This is a genomic window from Micromonospora pallida (assembly GCF_900090325.1).
GTDB classification, from domain to species: domain Bacteria; phylum Actinomycetota; class Actinomycetes; order Mycobacteriales; family Micromonosporaceae; genus Micromonospora; species Micromonospora pallida.
Genome location: NZ_FMHW01000002.1, coordinates 420,642 through 443,991, shown reverse-complemented (window position 1 = coordinate 443,991; position 23,350 = coordinate 420,642). Strand labels below are relative to the sequence as shown.

Below are 23,350 nucleotides of genomic sequence, written 5' to 3'. Positions count from 1 at the left end.
TGGCCGCCTCAGCTGTCGCGGTCGGTGGAACGCGTACCGGACTCGTTGCCCGGGACGCCGTCGGCGGCGCTGCCGGCGTCCGCCTCCGGTTCCGGACCGTCCGGCTGCCCGGCGGACACGTCGGACGCGGCGGGCTGGTCGGTGGGCGCTCCGGGCGCGTCCGGCTGGCCGGCGGCGGGCGCTCCGGGCTGGCCGGTGGGCGCGGTCCCGGTCTTCTGGTACGCCTCGAACTCCGCCTCGTCGACCACCCGGTAGCCGCGCGGGGCGGCCAGGTCGGCGCTGGTCTCCGTGCGGGAGAGGTCACGCTGGGAGACGTCGCCGCCACCGGGCACCGGAGCCGGCGCGTCGGCCGGGATCGGCACCAGGTACTCGCGGGGCCCCCGGGCGCGCAGGAAGTAGACCAACGCGCCGAGGAAGACCAGCCCCGCGGTCCAGACGTTGAGCCGGACGCCGAGGATCTCGTTGGCCTCGTCGGTGCGCATCAGCTCGATCCAGAACCGGCCGGCGGTGTACCCCATCACGTAGAGCGCGAACGCACGCCCCCGGCCCAGCCGGAACCGCCGGTCGACGGCGAAGACCAGCAGGGCGACCCCGATGTTCCAGAGCGCCTCGTAGGCGAAGGTGGGGTGGTAGAGACCCGGTTCGAGGATCGGCTGGCCGACCTCGTCGCGGAGCGCCTGACCGGGGTTGTTCGGGTCCATCCGGTGGATCTCCAGCCCCCAGGGCAGGGTGGTCCGGCCGCCGTGGAGCTCGTTGTTGAACCAGTTGCCGAGCCGGCCCACCGCCTGGGCCAGCGGCAGCCCCGGGGCGAGGGCGTCGGCCACCACGGCGAACGGGATGCCGAGCTGGCGGGCGGCGATCCAGGCGCCGACCGCGCCACCGGCGACCGCGCCCCAGATGCCGAGACCGCCCTGCCAGATGTAGAGGGCTTCGATCGGGTTGCCACCGGTGCCGAAGTACTGCTCCGGGGAGGTGATCACGTGGTAGATCCGGGCACCGATGATGCCGGCCGGCACGGCCCAGACCGCGATGTCCAGCACCGCGCCCGGGGCGACCCCCCGACGGCGCAGCCGGTACTCGGTGACCAGGCAGGCCACCACGATCCCGGCGATGATGCACAGCGCGTACGCCCGGATCGGTACCGGTCCGAGCTGCCAGACGGCGGTGCTGGGGCTGGGCAGGGCCGCCTGGGGTGTCAGCGAGGCGAGGTTCACGGGTGCACAGGCTACCGCTGTGTCCCGTGTCGGGGACATCCCGGTCCCGTGCTGTCGTCATTGGGTGACTTCTGATTTGGGGGCCCGTACGCTCTTTGTCATGAAGTCGCTCACCTGGGCGGTCGCCGCAGTCGTCACCGACGACGCCGGCCGGGTGCTTCTCTGCCGGCAGAGCAGGCCGGCGGCCCGGTGGGCGCTGCCGGGCGGCCGGTTCCGGCCGGACGAGAGCCCGCAGCAGGCGGTGGTCCGCGACGTCCACGCCGAGACCGGCCTGACCGTCGAGGTCGTGGACCTCGTCGGGATCTACCACCTGCCCACGGCAACGGACACCCCGCCGGCCGGGCCGCAGCCCGACGTCCTGGTGCACGTGCTGCGGGCCCGGGTTTCGGGCGACGCCCCGCCGGGCGTGCCGGGAGCGGGCTGCCGGGTGTCCTGGCACGATCCGGACGGGTTGCCGGATCCGCTCACCCCGGTCACCCGCTGCGCCGTGGCCGACGCCACCGCCGGCCACTCCGGCCTCCTCCGCGCGCTCTCCCCCACCCCGCCGGACCCAGCGGCCACGCCGGACCCAGCGGCCCTGGTGGCTCCGCCGGCCGCGCCGGTCCCGCGTCGATCAGGAGGTTCGCGTCACCGGGAGGTCGGACGCTGACGTCAATCTCCTGATCGACGGCATCAGGCCGGGTGGGGCGGGGCCGGGCGGGCTGCGTCGGGGCTGGACCTGAAAGCGGGTCAGTGGGGGCGGACGCCCTGGGCCAGTTCGGCGGAGAGGGTACGCAGGGCGGTCAGGCCGGTGGCCTCGTCCGGGGCGTCGAGCAGGCAGCGGATCAGCGCGCTGCCCACGATCACGCCGTCGGCGTACCCGCCCACGGTGCCGGCCTGCGCGCCGGTGCCCACGCCGAGCCCGACCCCGACCGGCAGGTCGGTGACCGCCCGCACCCGGGCGACCAGGGTCGGCGCGGCCTCGGAGGTCTGCGTCCGGGCCCCGGTCACGCCCATCACGGCGGTGGCGTAGACGAAACCCCGGCAGTGCTGGACGGTCATCGCCAGCCGGGCGTCGGTGGAGGAGGGCGCGACCAGGAACGTACGGTCCAGGTCGTGCGCGTCCGACGCGGCCAGCCACTCGTCGGCCTCATCCGGGATCAGGTCCGGGGTGATCAGGCCGGTGCCACCGGCGGCCGCGAGGTCCCGGGCGAAGGCGTCGACGCCGTACTGCTCGATCGGGTTCCAGTAGGTCATCGTCACCACCGGCGCGCCGGTGGCCGCGACCGCCTCGATGATCCGCAGCGTGTCCGCCGTACGGACCCCACCGGCGAGGGCGATGTCGCTGGCCTTCTGGATCACCGGCCCGTCCATCACCGGGTCGGAGTACGGAATCTCCACCTCGATGACGTCCACGCCCGCCTCGACCATGGCGGTCATCGCGGCGATGCTGCCCTCGACCGTCGGGAAGCCGGCCGGCATGCAACCGATCAGCAGGGCCCGTCCCTCGGCACGCGCCTTGTCGAAGGCGACCCCGATCCGGCTCATGCCGCCACCTCCGTACAGCCGGCGTCGCCCTGGGCGCACGCCACACCGGGCCCGGTGATCCGCCCGCTCATGTCACTCCTTGTCGAGGATGCCGAAGTACTCACCGGCGGTGTGGACGTCCTTGTCGCCCCGACCGGAGAGGTTGACCACGATGACCGGCTCCCGGCCCAGTTCGGCGGCGAGTCTCGGGGCGATCTTCATCGCGCCGGCCAGGGCGTGCGAGCTCTCGATCGCCGGGATGATCCCCTCGGTACGGCAGAGCAGCTCGAACGCGGCCATCGCCTCGGCGTCGGTGACCGGCTCGTACGTCGCCCGGCCGATGTCGTTCAGCCAGGCGTGCTCCGGCCCGACGCCCGGGTAGTCCAGTCCGGCGGAGATCGAGTGCGACTCGATGGTCTGCCCGTCGGCGTCCTGGAGGACGTAGGTGCGGCTGCCGTGCAGCACCCCGGACGACCCGCCGGTGATGCTGGCGGCGTGCCGGCCGGTCTCGACGCCCGCGCCGCCGGCCTCGAAGCCGTACAGCCGCACGTCCGGGTCACCGACGAAGGCGTGGAAGATACCCAGGGCGTTGGAGCCGCCACCGACGCAGGCGGCGACCGCGTCGGGCAGCGCGCCGGTGAGGTCCAGGCACTGCTGCCGGGCCTCCTCGCCGATGCCCTTGACGAAGTCCCGGACCATCGCCGGGAACGGGTGCGGCCCGGCGGCGGTGCCGATCAGGTAGTGCGTGTCGTCGACGTGGGCGACCCAGTCGCGCATCGCCTCGTTCATCGCGTCCTTGAGGGTCCGCGAGCCGTTGGTGACCGGGACGACGGTGGCGCCGAGCATCCGCATCCGGGCCACGTTCAACGCCTGCCGCTCGGTGTCCACCTCACCCATGTAGACAACGCACTCCAGGTCGAACAGGGCGGCGGCGGTGGCGGTGGCCACGCCGTGCTGCCCGGCCCCGGTCTCGGCGATCACCCGGGTCTTGCCCATCCGCTTCGTGAGCAGGGCCTGCCCGAGCACGTTACGGACCTTGTGCGCCCCGGTGTGGTTGAGGTCCTCCCGCTTGAGCAGCACCCGCGCGCCGGTCTTCGCGGAGAACCGGTGCGCCGCGTAGAGCCGGGACGGGGTGCCGGCGTAGTCGCGCAGCAACGCGTCGAACTCGGCGCGGAACGACTCGTCCGCCATCGCGTGCCGGTAGGCCGCGTCCAGCTCGTCCAACGCGGCGACCAGCGCCTCGGGCACGAACCGGCCGCCGTACCGGCCGAAGCGGCCGGCCGGGTCGGGAAGCAGGCCGGCCGCGCCGGCCAGCGCGTTGGCGCTCATCGGTGGTCCTCTCGGTGCTGACGGACCCGGTACGCCTCAGCGCGCCGGGCGCGGGGTGGCCGGATGGTTGCCGGCGTTGACCAGCTCCGAGACCGCCTCGCGGGGGCTCTTCTGGGTGACCAGTCCCTCGCCGACCAGGACGGCGTCCGCCCCGGCCGAGGCGTACCGGATGAGGTCGTGCGGTCCGCGTACGCCGGACTCGGCGATCTTGACCACGCTGCTGGGCAGGCCCGGCGCGATCCGTTCGAACACCGACCGGTCGACCTCAAGAGTACGCAGGTCACGGGCGTTGACCCCGATCACCTGGGCACCGGCCTCCAAGGCCCGGTCGGCCTCCTCCTCGTCGTGCACCTCGACCAGTGCGGTCATCCCGAGCGACTCGATCCGCTCCAGAAGCCCGACCAGGGCGTTCTGCTCCAGTGCGGCGACGATCAGCAGCACCAGGTCGGCGCCGTGTGCCCGCGCCTCGTGGACCTGGTAGCTGGAGACCACGAAGTCCTTCCGCAACACCGGGATCTTCACCGCGGCCCGGACGGCGGCCAGGTCGTCCAGCGAGCCGCCGAACCACCGCCCCTCGGTCAGCACGCTGATCGCCCGGGCGCCACCGGCGGCGTACTCGGCGGCCAGGTCGGCGGGATTGGCGATCTCGGCGAGCTGTCCCCGCGACGGCGAGGAACGTTTCACCTCCGCGATCACCGCCACGCCGGGCCGCCGCAGGGCCGCGTACGCGTCCAGCGGTGGCGGGGCGGCAGCGGCGAGTTCGCGGATCCGCTCCAGCGGAATCTGCTCCTGCCGTCGGGCGACGTCCTCGCGTACGCCGGCCAGAATCTCGTCCAGCACGCTGGCGGGCTTCGCCGGACCGGCCTCGTCCCCCTCGGCGTGCGCATGCTCAGCAGTCACCAACGGACTCCCCTCTCCGGGTGTCATGGGCCGATGCTAGGTGGCGGCGCTCGACCCCAGGTGGGGGGGTATGGCGCGCCTCACGAGATGGGCTGGGGCATAATGACCGACCTCCGGTGAGCGCAAAAACACGCAGCGCAACCGGCCGGGTCGACCAGCGCGATCGTCCCCACCGCCCGTCGTCGCCGAGTCATCGATCATTCTCATCATCATGACACCGCTGCCGGTCGTTGTCGCCGCGAGAGGGACGTGCCCAGGGCCCGCCTCCCGGGGCCGCACGTTCGTCGACGACCTCTTCCCCGCGCCGGGTGTGACGAAGGTCAAGGACGAACGGCCCTGACCATGGCGTTCTTCCCAGGCAGTGTTGATGCGGCGGTCATCCCGACGAAACGTGAAACCGGCAGCATCAGCGTCGGGCAGACTCGAAACCGGGCCGCCGCCACCGACCGAACGGATCCGTTACGGAGTGACCATGAGTACTGGCCAGTCGACCCTCGGACTCACCACGATCTCCCGGACGGTCGCCTCGCTCGCCGTCGGCGTGGTGCACACCCTCGAGCGGGCGGTCGTCGGCGAGGAGCGGATGCGTACCGCCCGGGGCAACGCCTGGGAGGCGGTCTGCGCCGACCGGGCCCGCGCCGACCGGCGCGCCGAACTGCACCGCCTGGTCGAGGAACTCGCCGCCACCCGGGCCGCCCGGTCCGCCGAGCGGCAGCCGGTCAGCTGACCGTCGGGTCCTCACCCCGGTCCAGCGCGTCCCACGCGTCGGCGGTCCGCCCCTGCGTCCGCGCCGCCGCACCGGCGGATCCCGCCTCGTCGGGGGTACCGGCAGCACCCCGGGCCGGACGCTCGTAGCGGGCGCCCATCGCCGGCCAGGCCGCTCCCCGCAGCACCGTCCACGCGCCACCGGCCGTCGCCAGCACCCCACCGAGCAGGCAGAGCGCCGGCCACTGCCGACTCACCTCACCCTCGAACCCGGCGCCCAGGGCGTACCCGCCGCCGGCCGCGACAGCCACGCCGAGCAGTAGGATCAGCATCCCGACCAGCCGGCGCAGCGCGCCCCGGGTGGCGAGCACGGCCCCCGCTCCGGCCAGCGCGACCACCGCCAGCGCGGGCAGCCAGGGCAGCAGGGCGGCACCGGACCGCGCCTCCCGCAGCGCCGGCAACGGCGCCGGCCGCGGGGTCAACTCGACCGCCCAGGTCCGGGTCGCCGCCCAGACCGCCAGGCCCGCCCCGGCCAGGCAGAGCAGCACCGCGTACGTCAGTTCGCGCCGCCCGGCCGACGACACGCCACCCCCACCGGCCGGTCGGCCGGCCCCGACGCTCACCGAGCGGGCCTTTCGTTCGCGACTGCGGGGCTCCGCTCCGCTGCACTCCTCGCGCTCACCGAGCGGGCCTTTCGTTCGCGACTGCGGGGCTCCGCTCCGCTGCACTCCTCGCGCTCACCGGGCGGGCCGGAGGGTTTCGGCGGCGGCGATGGCCGCGAGCACCGCGGCGGCCTTCGCCCGGGTCTCCCGGTCCTCGGCGGCGGGATCAGAATCGGCCACCACCCCCGCGCCGGCCTGCACGTACGCCCAGCCGTCCCGGATCAGCGCGGTCCGGATCGCGATCGCCATGTCCAGGTCACCGCCGAAGCCGAAGTAGCCGACCGTGCCGCCGTAGAGGCCCCGGCGAACCGGCTCCAACTCTTCGATGATCTCCATCGCCCGGACCTTCGGCGCACCGGAGAGGGTCCCGGCGGGGAAGGTCGCGGCGAGGGCGTCGAACGCGGTGGCGTCCTCGCGGAGCGTGCCGACCACGGTCGAGACGATGTGCATGACGTGGCTGTACCGCTCGATCGTGGCAAACTCGGGCACCTCCACGGTGCCCGGCCGGCAGACCCGGCCCAGGTCGTTGCGGCCGAGGTCGACCAGCATGACGTGCTCGGCCCGTTCCTTCGGGTCGGCCAGCAGCTCGGTGGCGAGTCGGGCGTCGTGCTCCGGGTCGACGCCCCGGGGCCGGGTACCGGCGATCGGGTGCAGCAGCGCCCGGCGCTGGCCGTCGTCGGTGCCGGTGACCTTCAGGTGCGCCTCGGGTGAGGAACCGACGATGTCGAAGCCGTCGAAGCGGAGCAGGTACATGTACGGGCTGGGGTTGGTGGTGCGCAGCACCCGGTAGACGTCCAGCGGGTCGGCGTGGGTACGCCGCTCGAAGCGCTGCGCCAGCACGATCTGGAAGCACTCCCCGGCCCGGATCGCCTCCTTGGCCGTCTCCACCGCCTTCGGGTAGCTCCCCTCGGGCGTCCGGCAGGCCACCTCGCCGGCCGACGGCCGGTCGACCGTGGAGATCATCGGCGCGTTCGGCCGGGAGAGCGCCGAGGTCATCGCGTCGAGCCGACCGATCGCGTGGTGGTAGGCGGCGGTCACCTCGGCCGCCCGGTCCGGCTCGTCCGACGGGGGCAGGACCGCGTTGGCGATGAGGATCGCCGAGCCCTCGTAGTGGTCCAGGACGACCAGGTCGGTGGCGAGCATCATGCCCACCTCGGGCACGCCGAGGTCGTCCTCGCTGAGCGTGGGCAGCCGCTCCAGGCGACGGATCAGGTCGTACCCGAGATAGCCGACCATGCCGCCGGTCAGCGGCGGCATGCCGCTGGTCGGGTCGAACGCCGGCCCGGCCAGCGCGGCCACCGTGTCGCGCAGCACCTGGGCGGGGTCGCCCCCGGTGGGCAGGCCGGCCGGCGGCTGGCCGAGCCAGGCGGCCTGGCCGTCCCGCTCGACCAGGGTGGCGCTGCTGCGTACGCCGATGAAGCTGTACCGGGACCAGGTGGCCGCCCCGACTCCCTGCTCGGCGGACTCGAGCAGGAAGGTGCCCGGGCCACCGGCGAGCTTGCGGTAGACCCCGACCGGGGTCTCGCCGTCGGCCAGCAGCCGCCGGGTGACCGGGACGACCCGCCAGCGGGCCGCCTGCTCGGTGAAGCTCGCCAGGTCGGGGCTCACCGTACCGTCGGTCATGGCGCACCCACCCCGGCGTCGGCGACCGGCAGGTCGTCCGGCGTCGCGACCGGCAGCTCGTCGGCGAAGCAGCTCCGCGTGCCGGTGTGGCAGGCCGGGCCGACCTGGTCGACGCTGACCAGCAGCGCGTCGCCGTCACAGTCCAGGGCCACCGAGCGGACGTACTGGTGGTGGCCGGAGGTGGCCCCCTTGACCCAGTACTCCTGCCGGCTGCGCGACCAGTAGGTGGCCCGGCCGGTGGTCAGGGTGCGGTGCAACGCCTCGTCGTCCATCCAGGCGACCATCAGCACCTCGCCGGTGTCGTGCTGGCGGACCACGGCGGCGACGAGGCCGTCGGCACCCCGGCGCAACCGGGCCGCGACGGCCGGGTCGAGTCGGGACGGGCGGACCGGCCCGGCGGGGGCCGGGTGGTGCGGGCTGGCGGATACGCCGGTCAGCGGCGGTTCAGGTACGGGCACAGTCACCCATTGTCCCGCACGCGACGTGGTGGCCCCAGCCGTGTCCCGGTCCGGTGACCATCCCAACGTCCCCATGCCTCCGACCCCTGATCGGAAACGGTCCACGAGCGGCCGGAGATCCGGTCGGCCGGGAGCCGGGCTCCGGGCTCCGGGGCTTGATCCACCTCGTCATCGTGCCGCACGTCCCATCGGTGGGCAATGCCCGATCTCGCACTTCCTGTCCGCCCCGGAGGGCTGGTGTCCGGTTCCCTCCAGGGGCGGCTCCCGGCCGTCATGATCGACTCCGTTTCGGCGCACGGACGCCCCGAGACCGCCTTTTCGGCGATGTGGGGCTGTCCGAAACGGTGGATGCCGCTATTTCGGCGATATGGAGTCGATCAGGCCCACCGTACCGGGCTGACCCGTCCGGTGGCCGGTGTCCGGTGTCCAGTCTGGTGTCCGGTTCGGGGAGGGTGGGTCGAGTCCCGGCCGGCAGGTCCCCGGCCGTCGGCTGGAATGCCGGCCGGGCGGGGGTCGTTACACCCTCTGGACGACCGAGGTAGCAAGCCCCGGCACCCCCGCCCCCGCCCCTCGGGGTGGTCGGATGGAATGCCGGTGGGCTGGCGGTCGTTACATCTGGACCCGGCGTGGTGAGCCCCGCTCCCCGCCGTGACCTCTCGAAGCTTTCCCCCCCTTTTTCTTGGGCGCCGGACGGTGCTCGCACACCCCCACCCCCTGGGGTGTGCCGACCCCCGAATGGAGTACCCCTCTCATGGCTACGAAGCTGCTGCGTAAGACTGTTCTCGGTGTCGCTGGTCTGGCGTTCGCCGGTGGTGTCATCGGCGGTCCGGTCGGTACCGTCCTCGACACCACTGCCGCCCACGCCGCCACCCCGGCCGCCGCTGTGGTGCAGGCCGACAAGCCGGACACCAGCAAGCTGATCCCGCATGGTGTGCAGGGCGCCCAGTCGCGGATCCCGCTCAACAGTGAGCAGACCGACAACGCGAAGGCGATCATCAAGGCCACGAAGAAGACCGGCATGAACGAGCGGGCCGCCGTGGTCGCCATCGCCACGAGCCTGCAGGAGTCGAAGCTGGAGAACCTGGGCCACCTCGGTGACCGCAACGACCACGACTCGCAGGGCCTGTTCCAGCAGCGTCCCTCGAGTGGCTGGGGCACGGTCGAGCAGATCACCGACCCCGAATACTCGACCACCGCGTTCCTGAACGGGTTGAAGGGCGTGGACGGCTGGCAGGACATGCCGCTCACCCAGGCCGCCCAGACCGTGCAGGTGTCCGCCTACCCCGACCACTACGCCCAGTGGGAAACCCAGGCCGCTGACCTCGTCGCCCAGCACTGGAACAGCTGACACACAGAACGCCTGACACACCAAACACCGTGTGGGCCGGCACCCCGAACCCGGGGTGCCGGCCCACACGTGTCTGTTCTGCTGGACACTCCCCCGCTTCGAGCGCGCACGTCGACCGGTTGTGCCGGAGCAAGATTTCACCTAGCGTTGAGTTCAACGGGTGATGAATTGACGGAGGGCGGGATGGAGAACGCGATTACCCTGGCCGACCTCGTGGTCGACCGGGGCGGGCGCCGGGTGCTCGACGGCGTGAGCTGCGCGGTGCCGCGCGGCGCGGTGACCGGGCTGCTCGGCCCGAGCGGCAGCGGCAAGACCACCCTGATGCGGGCCGTCGTCGGGGTGCAGACGGTCACCGCCGGCACGGTGACCGTGCTCGGCCGCCCGGCCGGAACGTCCGAGCTGCGGAAGCGGGTCGGCTACCTCACCCAGGCCCCGAGCGTCTACGCCGACCTGACCGTGCGGGAGAACGCCCGGTACTTCGCCGCGGTGTACGGGCGTGACCGGGCCGACGCCGACCGCGCGGTGGCCGAGGTGGGGCTCGCCGAGGCCGCCGGGCAGTTGGTCGGCACGCTCTCCGGGGGCAACGCAGTCGCGTCTCGCTGGCCTGCGTCCTGGTCGGCCGACCCGAGCTGGTCGTGCTCGACGAGCCGACCGTCGGGCAGGACCCGGTGCTGCGCGCCGACCTCTGGGCCCGGTTCCACGAGCTGGCCGCCGCCGGCACCACCCTGCTGGTCTCCAGCCACGTGATGGACGAGGCCGCCCGCTGCGACCGGCTGCTGCTGATCCGGCAGGGCCGGCTGCTCGCCGACGACACCCCCGACGAGGTACGCGCCCGCGCCGGGACAGCCGACCTGGACGAGGCGTTCCTGCGGCTGATCCGGGCGGCCGAGGGCACCGGAGAGGAGACCTCGTGAACCCACGGATCGTGGCGGCCACCGCCGGGCGGGTGCTGCGCCAACTCCGGCACGACCGGCGGACCATCGCGCTGCTGGTGGTGGTGCCCGGGGTGTTGCTGGCCCTGCTCCACGCCATGTTCGCCGAGCAGCCCACCCCACCCGGACAGGCGTCCACCTTCGACCGGGTCGCCCTGGTCATGCTGGGCGTCTTCCCCTTCACGATCATGTTCCTGGTGACCAGCATCGCGATGCTGCGCGAGCGCACCACCGGGACGCTGGAACGGCTGCTCACCACCCCGCTGGGCAAGCTCGACCTGCTGCTCGGGTACGGCCTGGCCTTCGGGTTGGCCGCCACGGTGCAGGCGGCGGTGGCCGCCGCGGTGGCGTACGGGCTGCTCGGCCTGGACACCGCGGGCAGCGTCGGGCTGGTGATCGTGATCGCCGTGGTCACCGCTCTGCTCGGCATGGCCCTGGGGCTGCTGTGCAGCGCCTTCGCCCGTACCGAGTTCCAGGCCGTACAGTTCCTCCCGGTCGTGGCGTTCCCCCAGCTCCTGCTCTGCGGGCTCTTCGTGGCACGGGAGCAGATGGTCGGCTGGCTCCAGGCGGTCAGCGACGCGCTGCCCCTGTCGTACGCGGTCGAGGCGTTGCGGGAGGTCGGCGCGCACGCCGAGCCCACCGCCACGATGTGGCGGGACCTGACGGTGGTGGCCGGGTCGGCGCTGCTGGCCCTGGTGCTCGCCGCGGCCACGCTGCGCCGGCGCAGCGGCTGACGGCGGCGGTCGACGAGCGGGGGCGGCGATGAGGGGACGGACCGGGCGGCGACCCGGCAACCCGGACACCCGGGAGGCGATCCTCTCGGCGGCCCGGACGGCGTTCGCCGAGCGCGGCTTCGACGCGGCGTCCATCCGCGCGATCGCCAGTGCGGCCGGGGTGGATCCGGCCCTGGTCCACCACTACTTCGGCAGCAAGGACAAGCTCTTCCTGGCCGCGATGAACGCGCCGGTCGACCCGGGGCGGCTGCTGCCCGGCGTGCTCGACGGCGATCCGGAGCGGATCGGCGAACGGCTGGTCCGGATGTTCCTCGGGGTGTGGGACTCCCCGGCCGGTGTGGCCGGGGTCGCCCTGCTGCGCTCGGCGGTGACCACCGAGTGGACCGCCCGGCTGCTCCGGGAGTTCCTGGTCACCCAGGTGCTGCGCCGGGTGCTCCAGCACCTCGGGGCCGCCCCGGCCGAGCTGCCACTGCGCGGCTCGCTGGCCGCCACCCAGATGGCCGGACTGGTGCTGATGCGGTACGTCATCAAGCTGGAACCGCTGGCCTCCACGCCGCCGGAGACCCTGGTGACGGCGGTGGGGCCGGCCGTGCAGCGCTACCTCACCGGCCCCCTGGACGGCGTCTTCGAGGGCTGAGCCGGCCCTGACCGGAAGGTCAGGGCCGCCGGGACCGGGCGGCCAGCCGATCGGCCGCCCGATGGTTCACCGGGTCTGCTCCAGCCAGGAGGCGTAGAGCAGCCCGTACACCGAGTCCGGGTCCCGGACCAGCTCGTCGTGCGGGCCACGCTGCACCACCCGGCCCCGGTCCACCACGATCACCTCGTCGGCCGCCTGCGCGGTGGAGAGGCGGTGCGCGATGGCGAGGGTGGTCCGGCCCCGGGTCACCGCGTCCAGGGTCTTCTGGAGCCGTACCTCGGTGGCCGGGTCGACGGCGCTGGTCGCCTCGTCCAGCACCAGCAGGTCCGGGTCAGCGACGTACGCCCGGGCCAGCGCGACCAACTGCCGCTCGCCCACACTGAGCGCCTCGCCCCGCTCCCCGACCGGGGTGTCCAGCCCGGCCGGCAGCCCCTCCAGCCAGTCGATCAGGCCCAGCTCGGTGAAGGCCGAGAGAAGCTGCTCGTCGGTGAGGTCCGGGCGGGCGAACCGGACGTTCTCCCCCACCGTGGCGTCGAAGAGGAAGCCGTCCTGCGGCACCATCACCACCCGGGACCGCAGCGATGCGAAGCGCACCTGCTCCAACGGCACGCCGGAGAGCAGCACGCTGCCGGTGGTCGGGTCCATCAGCCGGGTGAGCAGCTTGGCGAAGGTGGTCTTGCCGCTGCCGGTCTCCCCGACCACCGCCACCCGCGTCCTCGCCGCGATGCCCAGGTCGATGTCGTGCAGCACCGGCGGCCCACCCGGGTAGGCGAAGCCCACCTGCGCGAACCGGACGTCCAGCGGGCCGGTCGGCAGCTCCCGCCCCTGCTCCCCCGGGTCGGCCACGTCCGGGCTCAGGTCCAGCACGTCCAGCACCCGCCGCCAGCCGGCGATCGCGTTCTGCGCCTCGTTGAGCACCTCGGTGGCGATCTGCACCGGCTGGATGAAGAGGGTCACCAGGAAGAGGAACGCGGTGATCTGGCCCACCGAGAGCGTCCGGTCCGCGCCGAGACTCACCCCGACCACGACCACGGCGGCCAGGGCGACACCGGCCGCCAGTTCCCCGACCGAGCTGCCCAGGATGCTGAACCGGATGGCCCGCTGCTGGGCCCGCCGGTGATCGTCGATCGCCTCGTCCAGCCGTCGGGCGGTGCGCCCGGCGATCCCGTACGCCCGGATGACCGGCGCGCCGACCACGCTCTCGGCGATCGCGCCGAGCAACGCGCCCAGTCGCTGCCGGACCGTCCCGTACGCGCTGCCGAGACGGCGCTGTAGCGCCCGGATCACCAGCACGGCGGGCAGGAAGGCGGCGAAGACCACCAGGGTCAACTGCCAGGAGTAGACGAACATGACGATCGTGGTGATCACGAGCTGACCGAGGTTGACCATGAGGATCACCCCGCCCCACTGAAGGAACTGGGTGATCTGGTCGACGTCGCTGGTCACCCGGGACACCAGCGAGCCACGCCGCTCGGACTGCTGGTGCAGCATCGACAGGTCGTGCACGTGCCGGAAGGCCCGGGTCCGAACGTTGGCCAGCGCCGTCTCGCTGACCGTGAACAGCCGGCGCATCATCAGGTAGCCGCAGACCGTGGTCACCACCAGCGTCGCGGCGGTCAGGGCGACCACCGCCCCGACCGTGCCCAGGTCGATCCCGCCGACCAGACCCCGGTCGATGCCCTGCTGCACCGCCACTGGCACGGCGGCCCGGCCGACCATGTAGACCAGCGCCAGGGCGAGCGTCCCGGCCAGGCCGACCCGCAGCTCCGGGGAGAGGGCCAGACCCCGGCGCAACGTACGCCAGGCCGTCTCGGTCCGCTCCGGCGGTTGCCCCGACCCGCCCACCGGCTGCACCTTCTCCTCCACCACGCTGTTCGCGCTCACTGGTCCAATTCCACTTCGAGGCCGGTGGTCACCGGGACCACCTCCGGGTCCTGGTACGTACGGGTCTGCTCGCGTTCGGTCTCCGCCTGCTCGTACGCGGTGACCAGGTCGGCGTAGCCGGGGACCGTGGCGAGCAGTTCGGTGTGCGTACCCCGGGCGATCACCCGGCCCTGCTCGACGTAGATGACCTCGTCGGCCAGTGCGATGGTGGCCCGCCGGTACGCCACCACCAGGATCGAGGTGCCCGCGCCCGTGCCGTCGGTCGCCGAGGAGCGCAGCCCGGCCAGGATGGCCGCCTCGACCCGGGGGTCGACCGCGCTGGTCGCGTCGTCGAGCACCAGCAGTCGGGGCCGGCCGGCGAGGGCACGGGCCAGGGTGAGCCGCTGCCGCTGCCCGCCGGAGAGCGAGGTGCCCCGCTCACCGACCCGGGTGTCCAGCCCCTCCGGCAGGGCGGCGACGAACCCGTCCGCCTCGGCCAGCCGCAGCACCGCCCAGACGTCGTCGTCGCTGATGCCCGGCCGGTCCAGGGTGATGTTCGCGCGTACCGTGTCGTCGAAGACGAACGGCACCTGGGCGACCAGCGCGACGTTGCCCGCCAGCGACGCGGCGGTGAGCTGTCGCAGGTCCACCCCGTCCAGCGTGACGGCGCCCGAGTCGGGGTCGACCAGCCGCACCGACAGGGCCGCGATGGTGGACTTGCCGGCCCCGGTCGGGCCGACCAGCGCGACGGTCCGACCGGCGGGCACGGTGAAGGTGACCGCGCCGAGCACCTCGGCGCCGGGCAGGTGCGCCTCGGCCGGCTCGTACCGGAAGGAGACGTCGGTGAAGGCGAGCGTGGCCGGTCCGCCGCCGTTCGGGTCGAGGACCCGCTCCCCGTAGGCCATCTCGCCCGTGGCGCGGAGCACCTGCTGCACCCGGTCCCAGCCGGCAACGCTGCGTGGCAGTTCGGCCAGCACCCAGCCGATGGCCCGCACCGGTACGGCGAGCACGGTGAACAGGAACGCGACGCTGACCAGTTCGGCGACGGTGATCGCCTCCTGACGCAGCCGGACCGCGCCGACCACCAGCACCGCGAGGGTGCCAAGGCTGGGCAGGGTCTCCAGCAGCGGGTCGAACAGGCCGCGCAGCCGGCCGACGGCGATCAGCGCGTCCCGCAGCTCTGCCGCGCGGGCGGCGAACCGGCGGGTCTCCTGCGCCTCCCGGCCCATCGTCTTGACCACCAGCGCGCCGTCGAAGCTCTCGTGGGCGATGCCGCTGACCTCGCCCCGCAGCCGCTGGGCGCGCTCCTGCCGGGGCGCCATCCGGCGGGAGTAGACCACGTTGAGCGTGAACAGGGCCGGGAACACGGCCACCCCGACCAGGGCGAACGCCCAGTCGGTGACGAAGAGGGCGACGATGGACCCCACCACCATCACCAGCGTGCCGACCGCGAACGGCAGCGGTGCGATCGGATACCAGGCCGCCTCCACGTCCGAGTTGGCGTTGGAGAGCAGGCTGCCGGTGGCGTGTCGCTGGTGCCAGGCCAGCGGCAGGTCCAGGTAGCGCCGGGTAACCCGACGACGGTAGGCGGCCTGGAGGCGGTACTGCATGTAGCCCGCGCCGAGCCGCCGCCCGAAGATGCCGATCACCCGCAGCACGCTGATCCCGAACAGCGCGGCGGCGGCCAGCGCCAGCACGCCGACCTCCACCGAGCCACGGGCGATCGAGGGAACCACCACGTCGCCCACCACCGCGCCGACCACGTACGCGCTGCCGATCACCATCGCGCCGAAGAGCACGCTGCCGGTGACCGCGACCGTGAAGATCCGTGGTTGTTCCCGGACGGCCCGCCCGAGGACCCCGAGGCCCCGGGCGAGCACGGCCGTACTCGTCCTGTTCGACACGCTCAAACTTCCCCCGCCGTAAGCCGCAGTTATCCCCCTCATCCTTACCGGTCGTCGTCCGGCACACCTACCCGGGTGCTGATTCGTCCCCTGTGGTGCACGACCCGCCACCGCCCACGTCGGCTCGCCGGGCGGGGCCTACCATCGGGGGATGTCGCGGTATGCCCGGACGGAACGCCACGCGCTCGCCGACCTCATGCTGACCGTCGGCCCCGACGCTCCGACCCTGAACGAGGGTTGGCTCGTCCGGGACCTCGCCGCCCACCTGGTGGTCCGGGAACGCCGCCCGGACGCCGCGGGCGGGATCCTGCTGCGACCACTGCGGGGGTACGCCGAGCGGGTGCGGCTACGGATCGCGGCGCAACCGTGGGCCGAGTTGGTGCAGCAGGTACGCCAGCCGCCGGTGTGGAGCCCGCTGAGCAACCCGCTGACCGACGAGTTGGTCAACACCATGGAGTTCTTCATCCACCACGAGGACGTCCGACGGGCCGCCCCCGGCTGGCAGCCGCGGGACCTCCCGGCCGGTCTGCCCGCCGCGCTGTGGAAGCGGGTGGCTCCGCTGAGCCGGCTCGCCCTGCGCCGGTTCCCGGCGAGCCTGCTCGTCCAGGCCCCCGGTCACGGAGAGGCGCGCTGCGGACGTGGTGGGGAGGCGCTGCGGCTGGTCGGCGCGCCCGGCGAGCTGACCCTCTTCCTCTCCGGCCGGCAGCGCGTGGCCCGAGTGCAGATCGACGGGCCGGCGGCGCTGGCCGGGCGGCTGCGTACCGCCGACCTGGGTCTCTGACCCACCGGCCGGGGCGGCTCGGGACGGAGAGAACAAGTCCGATATCTTGCCCCGGCACGGATTTGTCGGTCCGCCCCGCCCGGGACGGTGTGGCAGGGGGTGGCATGCGGAGCTTCGCGCTTTTTGCGTTACGGGAACCGCCCTTCCCGGCCCGGTGCCACCCGGCGGTCGCGCAGGTCGCCCGCGAGAGCGCCGAGTGGGCGGAGCGCCTCGGACTGACCGGATCCGCCGAGCGTCGGCGACGACTGGCCGGGGCCGCCGCCGCCGACCTCGCCGCGCGGGCCTGCCCGGAGGCGCCGGTGGACCGGCTCCGCCTGTTGACCGACCTCATCAGCTGGCTCTTCGCGGTGGACGACGCCTGCGACGAGGACGGCCTGGGCGACGCGCCGACCCGGTTGGCGCCCACCGTGGCCGGCCTGCTCGACGTCCTCGACCTGCGGGGCGACCCGGCGCCGCCGGCCCTGCTCGGCAACACCGGCCCGCGCGGGGTCGCGCTGCACGACCTGTGCCGTCGGGTACGCGCGCACGACCGCCCGGCGGTGCTGCTCGCCTTCACCGGACAACTGCGGGAGTACCTGCTGGCGCTGCTCTGGGAGGCCGCGAACCGGGAGCACGGGCGGGTGCCCGGCGTCGCCGAGTACGTGCGGATGCGCCGGCGCACCGGCGGGGTGCATCCGAGCTTCACCCTCACCGACCTGGCGTACGACGGGCCGCCCCCGGACGAGCGGAGCGACCCGGCGCTGACCGACCTGGAAGCCCTCGCCGCCGATCTGGTCTGCTGGTGCAACGACGTCTTCTCCTACCGGAAGGAGCACCGGAGCATCGGCGACGGGCACACGCTGGGCGACGGGCACAACCTGGTCGTCGCCATCGCCCGGGAGGAGCAGCAGCACGAGCAGGCCGCCCTGCTCGCCGCGGCCGACCTGTTCAACCGGGCGCTGGCGGCGTACACCGAGCAGGAGACGGCGCTGCTGCGCACGGCCGACCCGGCCACCCACCGGTTCGTCGCGGCCCGCCGGGGCTGGATCCGGGCCACCTACGACTGGTCGCTGACCGCCGCCCGATACGCCTGATGCGGCGGGACACGACAGCGCCGAGGGGGCGGGTCTAGCCGATAACCCGGTGTACCCAATACCCTTCGGTAACCCGCAGACCCCCGTGACCACGATCACGTAACCACCCCCTGAAGGCGGCTACAGCGATGGCTCTCGATGTACCGTACCGTTCGATCCCGGACATGTTCCTCAAGCGCGTGGCGGCCACCCCGGACCGTCCCGCCTTCGCCCATCCCGCACCCGACGACTCGGGACCGGTCTGGCTGACCTGGGAACAGGTGGGGCACCGGGCCAAGGCGGTCGCGGCCGGCCTGCACGGCCTGGGCGTCGGGCTCGAGGACCGGGTGGCCATCCTGGCCAACACCCGGCTGGACTGGGTCATCGCCGACTTCGGCATCATGTGCGCGGGCGGGGCGACCACCACGATCTACCCGACCACCGAGCCGGAGGACACCTGCTACATCGTCGCCGACTCCGGTTCCCGGGTGCTCTTCGCCGAGAACCCGACCCAGGCCGCCAAGCTCGCCGGCACCGAACTGCCCGCGCTGACCCACGTGGTGCTCTTCGACGGCGCCGCGGACCCGGCCGCGGCCATCCCCCAGCTCACCCTCGCCGACCTGGAGGAGCGGGGCGCGCGGGCGCTGGCCGCCGAACCGGGTCTGATCGACGGAATCGTCGAGGGACTCGGGCCGGACCACCTGGCCACGTTGATCTACACCTCGGGTACCACCGGCCGCCCGAAGGGCGTCGAGCTGCTGCACGGCGGCTGGTGCTGGGAGGGGGTGGCCCAGGAGCAGGTCGAACTGCTCCAGCCCGACGACCTCCAGTACCTCTGGCTGCCGCTGTCCCACTCGTTCGGCAAGACCCTGCTCTGCGGGGCGACCCACGTCGGCATGCCGACCTACGTTGACGGCCGGGTGGACAAGCTGGTCGACATGCTCTCCGTGGTCCGGCCGACGCTGATGTGCGGCGCGCCCCGGGTCTTCGAGAAGGTCTACAACAAGTCGGTCACCACCGCGCGGGACGCCGGCGGCGTGAAGGCGAAGATCTTCGCCTGGGCGGTCCGGGTCGGCAAGGAGAAGATCGCCCTGGAACAGGCCGGCAAGCCGGTCCCGGGCGGGCTCCGGCTGCGCCACCGCCTGGCCGAGAAGCTGGTCTTCAGCAAGATCCAGGACCGGCTCGGCGGCCGGATCCGGGTGCTGGTGTCCGGTTCCGCCCCGCTGAGCCCCGACATCGCCACTTTCTTCGCCGCGGCGAACCTGCCGATCTCCGAGGGGTACGGGCTGACCGAGAGCAGCGCCGGCAACTTCGTCAACCGGCCTGGCCGGCTGCGGATCGGCACCGTCGGTCAGGCCATGGGCGACCTGGAGTGCCGGATCGACACCGACGGGGAGATCCTGCTGCGGGGCCGGCCGGTGATGCGCGGCTACCACAACCTGCCCGAGGAGACCGCCGCCGCGTTCACCGAGGACGGCTTCTTCCGCACCGGTGACATCGGCAAGCTGGACGCCAACGGCTACCTGAAGATCACCGACCGGAAGAAGGACCTGGTCAAGACCTCCGGCGGCAAGTACATCGCGCCGTCGTTCATCGAGGGCATGTTCAAGGCGATCTGCCCGTACACCTCGCAGGCGATCGTGATCAGCCAGGCCCGCAACTTCTGCACGATGCTGGTCACCCTCGACCCGGACGCGATCAAGGGCTGGGCCGCGGGCGGCCCGCTGGAGGGGCGCGACTACACCCAGATCGTCACCTCGCCGCAGGCGCAGGAGATGGTCGAGGGGTACGTCGCGGAACTGAACAGCAAGCTCAACCGCTGGGAGACCGTCAAGAAGGTCACCGTCCTGCCGCGTGACCTGACCATCGAGGACGGCGAGATCACCCCGTCGCTGAAGATCAAGCGGCGGGCGGTGGAGGCCAACTTCGCCACCGAGATCGACAAGATGTACGAGGGCTCGCTCGCCGAGATCTGACCCATCCGGCCCCGGGTGGCCGCCTCGTCACGGAGGCCACCCGGGGCCGTTTCGTGCTCCGCCCTCCCCGGACGCGACACATCCGCCACGTCCGGGGGTGAGGACCCCGGGGCATTCCCGACCGGGCTCAGGCGATGACGGAGGGCTCGCGCCACTGTGGCCGGCCAGCCCGGTCCAGGTCGTACCGGACCGCCGCGATGCGCTGGACGGCCTCGATCAGGTCGGCGGCGGGCAGGGTGAACGGCAGCCGCAGGAAGCGCTCCAGGGTGCCGTCCAGGCCGAACCGGGGGCCGGGGGCGAGGCGGACCCCGACCTCCTCGGCGGCCCGGGCCAGGGCGCTCGAGATCGGCCCGTCCAACTCCACCCAGAGGGTCACCCCGCCGCGTGGCACGGTGACCCGCCACTGCGGTAGCCGCTCGGCCAGGGCGGCCAGCAGCGCGTCCCGCTGGTGGGCGAGCTGCGCCCGGCGGGCGGCCACGATGGTCGACGCCTCGGCGAGCAGGTGGACCGCGACGAGTTGGTCCAGCACCGGGCTGGACATGTCCACCCCGATCCGGGCCGCGGCGAGCCGCTGCACCTGCGGGGCGGAGGCCCGGACCCAGCCGATGCGCAGGCCACCCCAGTACGGTTTGCTCAGCCCGCCGATGGTGATCACCCGGGAGTGCCGGTCGAAGGTGGCGGCCGGTGGGGGTACCGGTGTGCCGTCCAGCGGCAGGTCGACGAAGGACTCGTCGATCACCAGGTCGGTGCCGGCCGCGTGGGCCGCGCCGACCAGCCGTTCGCGCAGCTCGACCGGCATGAGGTGGCCGGTCGGGTTCTGGAAGTCGGGGATCAGGTAGGCCAGCTTGGGTCGGGACTGGCGGATGCTGGCCAGCAGCAGGTCGGCGTCCCAGGCCGCGTCGACCGCGAGGCCGTGGGTGGCGATCCGGGCCCGCCGCGCGGCGAGGGCGGCCAACGCGTTCGGGTACGTCGGCGACTCCACGAGCACGCTGCCGCCCGGGGCGAGCGCCAGCCGGAGCACCAGGTCCAGCGCATGCTGGGTGCCGTTGGTGACCATGATCTGCTCGGGGCTGGTGGGCAGGCCACGGTCGGCGTACGACCGGGCGATCGCCTCCCGCAACTCGATGATCCCGGTCGGGTGGTAGCCGGCGCTGCCCAGGTAGCGGGGCAGGTCCTCGGTGGCGGCCCGGGTGGCCGGGATCAGCTCCGGCGGGGCGGCCAGCGCGGCGATGCCCAGGTCGATCATGTCCAGGTCGTCCTGCGGGGTCCACAGGCCGGAGCTGGCCACCCGGTGGCCGCCGGGCAGCGTGGTCCAGCTCCCCGCCCCGCGCCGGCTGGTCAGGTGCCCGCTCTCGCGCAGCTCCCGGTAGGCGGCGGTGACCGTGGTCCGACTGATCCGCAGCGCCTCGGCGAGTTCCCGCTCGGCCGGCAGGCGCACCCCCAACGGCAGGCGGCCGTCGGCGATCAGCCCCCGGACGGCGGCGGCGAGAGCGGCGTAGTCCGGGGAGCGCCGCCGGCCCGGCAGGGCATGCCACTGCCCGAGCAGGCGAGCCAGTTGCCCACCACGGACCTGACTGGTCATGGCCACTCCTCCCCGATTGGCTCTCTCCAGCTACGCGATTGGCCTCTAGGTTGGCATGCATGGCTCCGACAGGCAACGCCCGCGATCGACTGGCCCGACGGCTCGTCCAGCTCTACGTCGGTCTGACGCTCTACGGCGTCAGCATGGCCCTCATGATCGAGTCGCGGCTCGGCCTGAACCCGTGGGACGTCTTCCACCAGGGCCTGGCCCGGCGCACCGGGCTCTCCATCGGCACCGTCATCATCCTGGTCGGGGCGCTGGTGCTGCTGCTCTGGGTGCCGCTGCGGCAACGGCCCGGCCTCGGCACGGTGAGCAACGTCCTGGTCATCGGCCTGGTGGTCGACGCCAGCCTCGCGCTGCTGCCGGACGTACACCCGCTCGCCGCGCGGGGTGCCCTGCTCGTCGCCGGCATCCTGTTCAACGGCCTGGCCACCGCCCTCTACCTCGGCGCGCGGCTCGGTGCGGGGCCGCGGGACGGCCTGATGACCGGCTACGTCGCCCGCCACCCCGGCCGGTCGGTACGCCTGGTCCGAACGGTCATCGAGGTGACCGTGCTGTCGCTGGGCTGGCTGCTGGGCGGCACGGTGGGGGTCGGCACGGTCGCCTACGCGCTGGCCATCGGCCCGCTGGCCCAGGCGTTCCTGCCGTTGGTCACCGTCGCCCCGGCCGACTCGCCGGCCCGACCACTGACCGAGCCCGTGTGAGCTGGGGCGTCCTGAGACGCCGAACCGGATGTTTTACTCCGGGCCAGTCAGCCGGCATCATTTCCCCATGGGGGCTGAGGGATGGCGTTGGTCGGACGCGTGGATCTTCGTGGCACTCGTGATCGCCAGCGGAGCCGGACGGCACCGCCGGTCACCGTCGAGTCGACGGCCGGAGGGCGTGCGCCTCACCGACGTGCTCTCCACCGCCGACCACCTCAACCAGGCGATCCCGCAACGGCACGAGGTGGAGACGGCGGTACGCCGCCTGGCGGGCGCGGGTCTGGTGAGCGTCACCGACGGCTGGTTCCGGATCACGCCCGACGGTGAGCAGCTCTGGCGCACCCGGCCGAACGCGGGGCTCTCCACCGCCGTCGACACCGTGCAGACGGCGCTGAGCCGGCGGCACACGCCGGGGCAGGCCGACTGGGTGCTGCCGGAGGAGGAGCACTCCGCCGCGGTCCACGAGTACGTCAAGCGGTCCATCCCGAGCCCACGCCGCTCACCGGAGGGCGGCGGTCCGGGGCGCGACCGGAACTGACCGGACGCCGCACGCTCCGGCGGACGTCGAGACCTCCGGCCCGGTCCTGGCCGGGCTCGCCCCGACGGGCCTCAGGCGTCGGCGGGCACCCCGGTCGGGGTCACGGCGCTGGCCGGCACGACCGACGCGGCGGGCAGCCGGACCGGGTGCCCGGCGGTGTGCAGCGCGTCCTTGACGTCGCCGATGCGGAGCTCGCCGAAGTGGAAGACGCTGGCCGCCAGCACCGCGTCGGCGCCCGCCGCCACGGCCGGCGGGAAGTGGGCCACCGCCCCGGCCCCACCAGAGGCGATCACCGGCACGTCGACGACCGCCCGTACCGCGCGGATCAACTCCAGGTCGAACCCGGCCTTCGTGCCGTCGGCGTCCATCGAGTTGAGCAGGATCTCGCCGGCGCCCAGCCCGGCCACCCGGTGCGCCCACTCCACCGCGTCCAGGCCGGTGCCCCGGCGCCCGCCGTGGGTGGTCACCTCGAACCCGCTGCCGGTGGTGCCGTCCGCCGTCCGCCGCACATCGAGGGAGAGCACGAGCACCTGCCGGCCGAACCGCTCGGCGATCTCGGCGATCAGCTCGGGGCGGGCGATGGCGGCGGTGTTCACGCCGACCTTGTCCGCGCCCGCCCGGAGCAGCACGTCCACGTCGGTGACGCTCCGGACCCCCCCGCCGACGGTGAGCGGGATGAAGACCGACTCGGCGGTCCGGCGGACCACGTCGAGCATGGTGCCCCGGGCGTCGGAGGAGGCGGTCACGTCGAGGAAGGTCAGCTCGTCCGCGCCCGCCCGGTCGTACGCCGCAGCCAGCTCGACCGGGTCGCCGGCGTCCCGCAGGTCGACGAAGTTGACCCCTTTGACCACCCGTCCGGCGTCCACGTCCAGACAGGGAATCACCCGTACCGCCACCGTCAT

At 73.3% G+C, this 23,350-nt stretch carries 20 protein-coding genes and 2 pseudogenes; 11 read left to right on the top strand and 11 right to left on the bottom strand.

The genetic code is table 11. The features are described from left to right. Positions 1-8: 8 nt before the first annotated feature. Positions 9-1,214 carry a prolipoprotein diacylglyceryl transferase gene (gene lgt, locus GA0074692_RS02205; protein WP_091638820.1) on the bottom strand — a complete coding sequence of 402 codons (1,206 nt, stop codon included), beginning with the start codon at positions 1,212-1,214 and terminating at the stop codon, positions 9-11. A 100-nt stretch (positions 1,215-1,314) separates the two neighbouring features. Here lgt and GA0074692_RS02200 point away from each other — a divergent pair, with 100 nt between their 5' ends. Further along, positions 1,315-1,863 (top strand): NUDIX hydrolase, encoded by a 549-nt coding sequence (locus tag GA0074692_RS02200; protein ID WP_091638819.1) that lies wholly within the window; start codon positions 1,315-1,317, stop codon positions 1,861-1,863. A gap of 80 nt (positions 1,864-1,943) precedes the next feature. On the opposite strand, the gene trpA is transcribed toward GA0074692_RS02200, so the two are convergent. From trpA to trpC, 3 genes are all read right to left on the bottom strand, one after another. Next, positions 1,944-2,741 carry a tryptophan synthase subunit alpha gene (gene trpA / locus GA0074692_RS02195; RefSeq protein ID WP_091638818.1) on the bottom strand — a complete coding sequence of 266 codons (798 nt, stop codon included), beginning with the start codon at positions 2,739-2,741 and terminating at the stop codon, positions 1,944-1,946. Between the two features lie 72 nt (positions 2,742-2,813). After that, the gene (gene trpB, locus GA0074692_RS02190) at positions 2,814-4,049 is read right to left on the bottom strand and encodes a tryptophan synthase subunit beta (protein WP_091638817.1); all 1,236 of its coding nucleotides are present in this window, start codon (positions 4,047-4,049) and stop codon (positions 2,814-2,816) included. Between the two features lie 36 nt (positions 4,050-4,085). Then, a complete protein-coding gene (gene trpC / locus GA0074692_RS02185) occupies positions 4,086-4,889 on the bottom strand; it encodes an indole-3-glycerol phosphate synthase TrpC (protein WP_176738659.1) in 804 nt (267 codons plus the stop codon). A gap of 532 nt (positions 4,890-5,421) precedes the next feature. Here trpC and GA0074692_RS02180 point away from each other — a divergent pair. After that, positions 5,422-5,676, top strand: a complete 255-nt coding sequence (locus tag GA0074692_RS02180; RefSeq protein ID WP_091638815.1) for a hypothetical protein — start codon at positions 5,422-5,424, stop codon at positions 5,674-5,676. Here GA0074692_RS02180 and GA0074692_RS02175 read toward each other — a convergent pair. The 3 genes from GA0074692_RS02175 to hisI all read right to left on the bottom strand — a co-directional run bounded on the left by GA0074692_RS02175 (position 5,669) and on the right by hisI (position 8,397). Further along, complete coding sequence (locus tag GA0074692_RS02175) at positions 5,669-6,277, bottom strand: Trp biosynthesis-associated membrane protein (protein WP_091638814.1); 609 nt, start codon at positions 6,275-6,277, stop codon at positions 5,669-5,671. The genes GA0074692_RS02180 and GA0074692_RS02175 overlap by 8 nt on opposite strands. 114 nt (positions 6,278-6,391) lie before the next feature. Next, entirely contained in the window at positions 6,392-7,939 is a 1,548-nt protein-coding gene (locus GA0074692_RS02170; protein ID WP_091638813.1) for an anthranilate synthase component I, read from the bottom strand. Continuing rightward, positions 7,936-8,397 (bottom strand): phosphoribosyl-AMP cyclohydrolase, encoded by a 462-nt coding sequence (hisI, locus tag GA0074692_RS02165; protein WP_425413322.1) that lies wholly within the window; start codon positions 8,395-8,397, stop codon positions 7,936-7,938. The genes GA0074692_RS02170 and hisI overlap by 4 nt, the downstream gene beginning before the upstream one ends. A gap of 751 nt (positions 8,398-9,148) precedes the next feature. Here hisI and GA0074692_RS02160 point away from each other — a divergent pair. The 4 genes and pseudogenes from GA0074692_RS02160 to GA0074692_RS02145 all read left to right on the top strand — a co-directional run bounded on the left by GA0074692_RS02160 (position 9,149) and on the right by GA0074692_RS02145 (position 12,048). Continuing rightward, positions 9,149-9,745 carry a hypothetical protein gene (locus GA0074692_RS02160; protein WP_091638811.1) on the top strand — a complete coding sequence of 199 codons (597 nt, stop codon included), beginning with the start codon at positions 9,149-9,151 and terminating at the stop codon, positions 9,743-9,745. Between the two features lie 183 nt (positions 9,746-9,928). Next, positions 9,929-10,659 (top strand): annotated as a pseudogene (locus GA0074692_RS02155) (ABC transporter ATP-binding protein). Further along, positions 10,656-11,411, top strand: coding sequence for an ABC transporter permease (locus tag GA0074692_RS02150; RefSeq protein WP_091638810.1), 756 nt, complete (start codon positions 10,656-10,658; stop codon positions 11,409-11,411). The pseudogene GA0074692_RS02155 and the gene GA0074692_RS02150 overlap by 4 nt, the downstream one beginning before the upstream one ends. Positions 11,412-11,439: 28 nt before the next feature. Further along, positions 11,440-12,048: a TetR/AcrR family transcriptional regulator gene (locus tag GA0074692_RS02145; RefSeq protein ID WP_091638809.1), complete on the top strand. Its 609-nt coding sequence runs from the start codon at positions 11,440-11,442 to the stop codon at positions 12,046-12,048. 66 nt (positions 12,049-12,114) lie between these two features. Here the strand turns inward: GA0074692_RS02145 and GA0074692_RS02140 are convergent, their stop codons facing one another. Together GA0074692_RS02140 and GA0074692_RS02135 are read right to left on the bottom strand one after the other, a co-directional pair. Then, complete coding sequence (locus GA0074692_RS02140; RefSeq protein ID WP_091652390.1) at positions 12,115-13,893, bottom strand: ABC transporter ATP-binding protein; 1,779 nt, start codon at positions 13,891-13,893, stop codon at positions 12,115-12,117. Between the two features lie 35 nt (positions 13,894-13,928). Then, positions 13,929-15,791: an ABC transporter ATP-binding protein gene (locus GA0074692_RS02135; RefSeq protein WP_245730589.1), complete on the bottom strand. Its 1,863-nt coding sequence runs from the start codon at positions 15,789-15,791 to the stop codon at positions 13,929-13,931. Between the two features lie 175 nt (positions 15,792-15,966). Between GA0074692_RS02135 and GA0074692_RS02130 the strand changes: the two genes are divergently transcribed. From GA0074692_RS02130 to GA0074692_RS02120, 3 genes are all read left to right on the top strand, one after another. Then, complete coding sequence (locus GA0074692_RS02130) at positions 15,967-16,596, top strand: TIGR03085 family metal-binding protein (RefSeq protein WP_091638807.1); 630 nt, start codon at positions 15,967-15,969, stop codon at positions 16,594-16,596. Between the two features lie 104 nt (positions 16,597-16,700). Then, positions 16,701-17,669 carry a terpene synthase family protein gene (locus GA0074692_RS02125; protein ID WP_091638806.1) on the top strand — a complete coding sequence of 323 codons (969 nt, stop codon included), beginning with the start codon at positions 16,701-16,703 and terminating at the stop codon, positions 17,667-17,669. A 128-nt stretch (positions 17,670-17,797) separates the two neighbouring features. After that, positions 17,798-19,624: an AMP-dependent synthetase/ligase gene (locus GA0074692_RS02120; protein ID WP_091638805.1), complete on the top strand. Its 1,827-nt coding sequence runs from the start codon at positions 17,798-17,800 to the stop codon at positions 19,622-19,624. A 127-nt stretch (positions 19,625-19,751) separates the two neighbouring features. Here GA0074692_RS02120 and yczR read toward each other — a convergent pair whose 3' ends face one another. Beyond that, on the bottom strand, positions 19,752-21,206 hold the full coding sequence (yczR, locus tag GA0074692_RS02115) for a MocR-like transcription factor YczR (RefSeq protein WP_091638804.1): 1,455 nt from the start codon (positions 21,204-21,206) through the stop codon (positions 19,752-19,754). Between the two features lie 59 nt (positions 21,207-21,265). Here yczR and yczE point away from each other — a divergent pair, with 59 nt between their 5' ends. After that, positions 21,266-21,910 (top strand): membrane protein YczE, encoded by a 645-nt coding sequence (yczE, locus tag GA0074692_RS02110; RefSeq protein ID WP_091638803.1) that lies wholly within the window; start codon positions 21,266-21,268, stop codon positions 21,908-21,910. A 67-nt stretch (positions 21,911-21,977) separates the two neighbouring features. After that, the gene (locus GA0074692_RS02105) at positions 21,978-22,448 is read left to right on the top strand and encodes a hypothetical protein (RefSeq protein ID WP_091638802.1); all 471 of its coding nucleotides are present in this window, start codon (positions 21,978-21,980) and stop codon (positions 22,446-22,448) included. 137 nt (positions 22,449-22,585) lie between these two features. On the opposite strand, the pseudogene hisF reads toward GA0074692_RS02105, so the two are convergent. Then, positions 22,586-23,350, bottom strand: a pseudogene (gene hisF, locus GA0074692_RS02100) (imidazole glycerol phosphate synthase subunit HisF); the annotation flags it as partial.

What these genes read in the sequence shown, in the direction of transcription:
- GA0074692_RS02120 (WP_091638805.1), top strand. Translation starts at nt 17,798, where the DNA reads ATGGCTCTCGATGTACCGTACCGTTCGATCCCGGACATGTTCCTCAAG.
- GA0074692_RS02170 (WP_091638813.1), bottom strand. Translation starts at nt 7,939, where the DNA reads ATGACCGACGGTACGGTGAGCCCCGACCTGGCGAGCTTCACCGAGCAG.
- trpA (WP_091638818.1), bottom strand. Translation starts at nt 2,741, where the DNA reads ATGAGCCGGATCGGGGTCGCCTTCGACAAGGCGCGTGCCGAGGGACGG.
- trpB (WP_091638817.1), bottom strand. Translation starts at nt 4,049, where the DNA reads ATGAGCGCCAACGCGCTGGCCGGCGCGGCCGGCCTGCTTCCCGACCCG.
- yczE (WP_091638803.1), top strand. Translation starts at nt 21,266, where the DNA reads ATGGCTCCGACAGGCAACGCCCGCGATCGACTGGCCCGACGGCTCGTC.
- GA0074692_RS02145 (WP_091638809.1), top strand. Translation starts at nt 11,440, where the DNA reads ATGAGGGGACGGACCGGGCGGCGACCCGGCAACCCGGACACCCGGGAG.
- GA0074692_RS02130 (WP_091638807.1), top strand. Translation starts at nt 15,967, where the DNA reads ATGTCGCGGTATGCCCGGACGGAACGCCACGCGCTCGCCGACCTCATG.
- yczR (WP_091638804.1), bottom strand. Translation starts at nt 21,206, where the DNA reads ATGACCAGTCAGGTCCGTGGTGGGCAACTGGCTCGCCTGCTCGGGCAG.
- GA0074692_RS02200 (WP_091638819.1), top strand. Translation starts at nt 1,315, where the DNA reads ATGAAGTCGCTCACCTGGGCGGTCGCCGCAGTCGTCACCGACGACGCC.
- GA0074692_RS02180 (WP_091638815.1), top strand. Translation starts at nt 5,422, where the DNA reads ATGAGTACTGGCCAGTCGACCCTCGGACTCACCACGATCTCCCGGACG.
- GA0074692_RS02160 (WP_091638811.1), top strand. Translation starts at nt 9,149, where the DNA reads ATGGCTACGAAGCTGCTGCGTAAGACTGTTCTCGGTGTCGCTGGTCTG.
- GA0074692_RS02125 (WP_091638806.1), top strand. Translation starts at nt 16,701, where the DNA reads ATGCGGAGCTTCGCGCTTTTTGCGTTACGGGAACCGCCCTTCCCGGCC.
- GA0074692_RS02105 (WP_091638802.1), top strand. Translation starts at nt 21,978, where the DNA reads ATGGGGGCTGAGGGATGGCGTTGGTCGGACGCGTGGATCTTCGTGGCA.